3 protein-coding genes are annotated in these 3898 nt (G+C 55.2%); 2 read left to right on the forward strand and 1 reads right to left on the reverse strand.

Features of this window, described 5'->3' with window-relative positions:
- Window positions 1-2671 (forward strand): autotransporter assembly complex protein TamB (gene tamB, locus KQJ18_RS22415; RefSeq protein ID WP_216422782.1); only part of this gene is annotated, 2671 nt, incomplete at its 5' end.
- Between the two features lie 2 nt (window positions 2672-2673).
- On the forward strand, window positions 2674-3018 hold the full coding sequence (locus KQJ18_RS22420; RefSeq protein WP_003025723.1) for a gamma-glutamylcyclotransferase: 345 nt from the start codon (window positions 2674-2676) through the stop codon (window positions 3016-3018).
- 228 nt (window positions 3019-3246) lie between these two features.
- Here the strand turns inward: KQJ18_RS22420 and ppa are convergent, their stop codons facing one another.
- Window positions 3247-3774 (reverse strand): inorganic diphosphatase, encoded by a 528-nt coding sequence (gene ppa, locus KQJ18_RS22425; protein WP_038636623.1) that lies wholly within the window; start codon window positions 3772-3774, stop codon window positions 3247-3249.
- Window positions 3775-3898 lie beyond the last annotated feature (124 nt).

Below are 3898 nucleotides of genomic sequence, written 5' to 3' on the forward strand. Positions count from 1 at the left end.
ATTCCAGGCCGATGACATTAAGCTCAAGCTGACCGGTAAAATGACCGACTATACGTTGTCGATGCGTACCGCGGTGAAAGGGCAGGATATTCCTCCGGCTACCATTACGCTGGACGCCAAAGGCAACGAACAGCAGATTAATCTCGACAAACTGAGCATTGCGGCGCTGGAAGGGAAAACCGAACTGAAAGCGCTGGTGGACTGGCAGCAGGCGATCAGCTGGCGCGGGGAGTTAACGCTGGATGGTATCAACACCGCGAAAACAATCCCGGACTGGCCGTCAAAGCTGAATGGTCTGGTGAAAACGCGCGGCAGTCTGTACGGCGGAAGCTGGCAGATGGAGATTCCTGAGCTGAAGCTGACCGGTAACGTGAAGCAGAACAAGGTTAATGTAAACGGCTCGCTGAAGGGGAACAGCTACCTGCAGTGGACGATCCCGGGCCTGCATCTGGAACTGGGGCGCAACAGTGCGGACGTGAAAGGGGAGCTGGGGGTTAAGGACCTCAATCTCGACGCGACGATTGATGCCCCGAGCCTGGATAACGCACTGCCGGGATTAGGCGGCACGGCGAAAGGGCTGGTAAAAGTTCGTGGTACGGTAGAAGCGCCACAGCTGTTGGCGGACATCACCGCCCGCGGCCTGCGCTGGCAGGAGCTTTCCGTTGCTCAGGTTCGCGTCGAAGGCGACGTGAAATCGGCGGAGCAAATCGCCGGTAATCTCAACGTTCGCGTAGAACGGATTGTACAACCGGACGTGAATATCGGCCTGGTGACGCTCGATGCCAAAGGCAGTGAGAAGCAGCATGAGCTACAGCTGCGCATCCAGGGCGAGCCGGTCTCAGGGCAGCTCTCCCTGGCAGGCAGCTTTGATCGCAAAGAGCAGCGCTGGAAAGGGGAATTAAGCAATACCCGTTTCCAGACGCCGGTTGGTCCGTGGGCGCTCAATCGTGCGATCGCGTTGGATTATCGCAATCAGGAGCAAAAAATCAGCATTGGACCGCATTGCTGGAACAACCCGAATGCGGAGCTGTGCGTACCACAAACCATTGATGCTGGTGCAGAAGGACGCGCGGTGGTGAATCTCAACCGTTTCGACCTGGCGATGCTGAAACCGTTTATGCCGGATACGACTCAGGCCAGCGGGGTGTTCACCGGCAAAGCCGATGTCAGTTGGGACACGACCAAAGAGGGGCTGCCGCAGGGGCAGGTCACGCTTTCCGGGCGTAACGTGAAGGTCACGCAAAGCGTGAACGATGCGCCGCTGCCTGTGGTATTTGAAACGTTGAATCTGACCGCCGACCTGCACGACAACCGTGCCGAGCTGGGCTGGCTGATTCGCCTGACTAATAACGGGCAGTTTGACGGAAAGGTGCAGGTGACGGATCCACAAGGGCGCCGTAACCTGGGCGGCAACGTCAATATCCGCAACTTCAATCTGGCGATGGTGAACCCTATCTTCTCACGTGGTGAAAAGGCTGCGGGGACGATCAACGCCAACCTGCGTCTGGGCGGCGATGTGCAAAGCCCGCAACTGCTTGGACAACTGCAACTGAGCGGACTGGATATCGACGGTAACTTTATGCCGTTTGACATGCAGCCAAGCCAGTTAGCCGTTAACTTCACCGGAACACGCTCAACGTTGGCGGGTGTGGTGCGTACGCAGCAGGGGGAAATCAACCTGAGCGGCGACGCAGACTGGAGTCAAATAGACAATTGGCGGGCGCGCGTTGCGGCGAAAGGCAGCCGGGTGCGGATCACCGTGCCGCCGATGGTGCGTCTGGATGTCTCGCCGGATGTGGAATTTGAAGCGACACCGAGCCTGTTTACCCTGAACGGCAATGTCGATGTGCCGTGGGCGCGTATCGTGGTCCACGATCTGCCGGAAAGCGCGGTAGGGGTGTCCAGCGATATGGTGATGCTTAATAACGATCTGCAGCCCGAGAAACCACAGACCGCCGGGATCCCGATCAACAGCAACCTGAACATCCACGTCGGTAATAACGTGCGTCTTGATGCCTTTGGTCTGAAAGCGCGTCTGACGGGCGATCTGAAGGTGGTGCAGGATAAACAGGGGCTGGGGCTTAACGGGCAGATTAATATCCCGAGCGGTCGCTTCCATGCCTATGGTCAGGATCTGATTGTGCGTAAGGGCGAGCTGTTATTCTCCGGTCCGCCGGATCAGCCGTTGCTCAATATTGAAGCGATTCGTAACCCGGATGCTACAGAAGATGACGTGATCGCCGGCGTTCGCGTCACGGGCACGGCTGATGAACCGAAAGCGGAGATCTTCTCCGACCCGGCGATGTCGCAGCAAATGGCGCTGTCCTACCTGCTTCGTGGGCAAGGACTGGATAGTGAACAGAGCGACAGCGCGGCGATGACTTCAATGCTTATTGGCCTGGGGGTTGCACAAAGTGGTCAGGTTGTGGGTAAAATCGGGGAGACATTTGGCGTAAGCAATCTGGCACTGGACACGCAAGGGGTGGGTGACTCATCTCAGGTCGTTGTCAGCGGATACGTACTGCCAGGTCTGCAGGTGAAATATGGTGTGGGTATATTTGACTCCTTAGCGACACTCACGCTACGTTATCGTCTGATGCCTAAGCTATATCTGGAAGCAGTGTCTGGCGTAGATCAGGCACTTGATTTGCTCTATCAGTTCGAGTTTTAGCAATGCGAATATTTGTCTATGGCAGTTTACGAACCAAACAAGGCAACAGCCACTGGATGACCAATGCCCTGTTGCTGGGAAATTTCAGTATCGACAACTACCAGTTGTACAGCCTGGGCCACTATCCAGGCGCCGTTCCGGGAAATGGAACAGTACACGGGGAAGTTTATCGTATTGATAACGCCACGCTGGCAGAGCTTGACGCTCTGCGTACCCGTGGTGGTGAATACGCACGCCAGCTAATTCAAACGCCGTACGGAAGTGCATGGATGTACGTGTACCAACGTCCGGTTGATGGCTTAACGCTGATTGAAAGCGGTAACTGGTTAGACAGAGACCAGTACTGATATATACCCGATGGATTTCGAGTTGCATCAAGGCGGCGACGCAGAGAATCCCCAGGAGCGTACATCAGTACGTGACTGGGGTGAGCGAGTAAAGCCAACGCAGAGGCAGTTTGAAAGCCGACAGGTAAAACGCGCCACCTTCGGGTGGCGTTGTTTTATGTGCCTGCCGCACTCGCATCAGGACACAAAAAAGCCCCGACATGCGGGGCTTAGCATCAAAAGTAAGAATTACTTCTTCGCGCGCTCGAAGGAAGCAACGATTTCAGCTTTAGCAGCTTCAGCGTTGTCCCAACCGTCAACTTTCACCCATTTGCCAGCTTCGAGGTCTTTATAATGCTCGAAGAAATGGGTGATCTGCGCTTTCAGCAGTTCCGGCAGGTCGGACACATCTTTGATGTGATCGTATTCTTTGCTCAGCTTGGTGTGCGGTACCGCAACCAGTTTCGCATCTTCACCGGATTCGTCGGTCATTTTCAGAACGCCAACCGGACGGCAGCGGATCACTGAACCAGGCTCCAGCGGGTACGGAGTCGGGACCAGAACGTCAACCGGATCGCCATCCAGAGACAGAGTGTGGTTGATGTAACCGTAGTTGCACGGATAGAACATCGCGGTGGACATGAAGCGGTCAACGAACAGGGCGCCGCTCTCTTTGTCAACTTCGTATTTGATCGGATCTGCGTTGGCAGGGATCTCGATAACAACGTAGATATCTTCCGGCAGGTCTTTACCGGCAGGGACGTTGAGTAAGCTCATGTCTGTTTCCTTTAAATAAGCTATGGCAAACAAGTGGCGGGTATTATAGCCAACTCGCGCGGAATGTCTCCGCTTGTTTTCGCTTTCTCTACTCCCATTTTCTTCTTTTTGCTCCTCTCTGGTG

It is taken from the genome of Citrobacter sp. S55_ASV_140 (assembly GCF_018919505.1).
GTDB lineage: Bacteria > Pseudomonadota > Gammaproteobacteria > Enterobacterales > Enterobacteriaceae > Citrobacter > Citrobacter werkmanii.

Coding starts and splice junctions, on each gene's coding strand:
- ppa (WP_038636623.1), bottom strand. CDS start 3,774: ATGAGCTTACTCAACGTCCCTGCCGGTAAAGACCTGCCGGAAGATATC.
- KQJ18_RS22420 (WP_003025723.1), top strand. CDS start 2,674: ATGCGAATATTTGTCTATGGCAGTTTACGAACCAAACAAGGCAACAGC.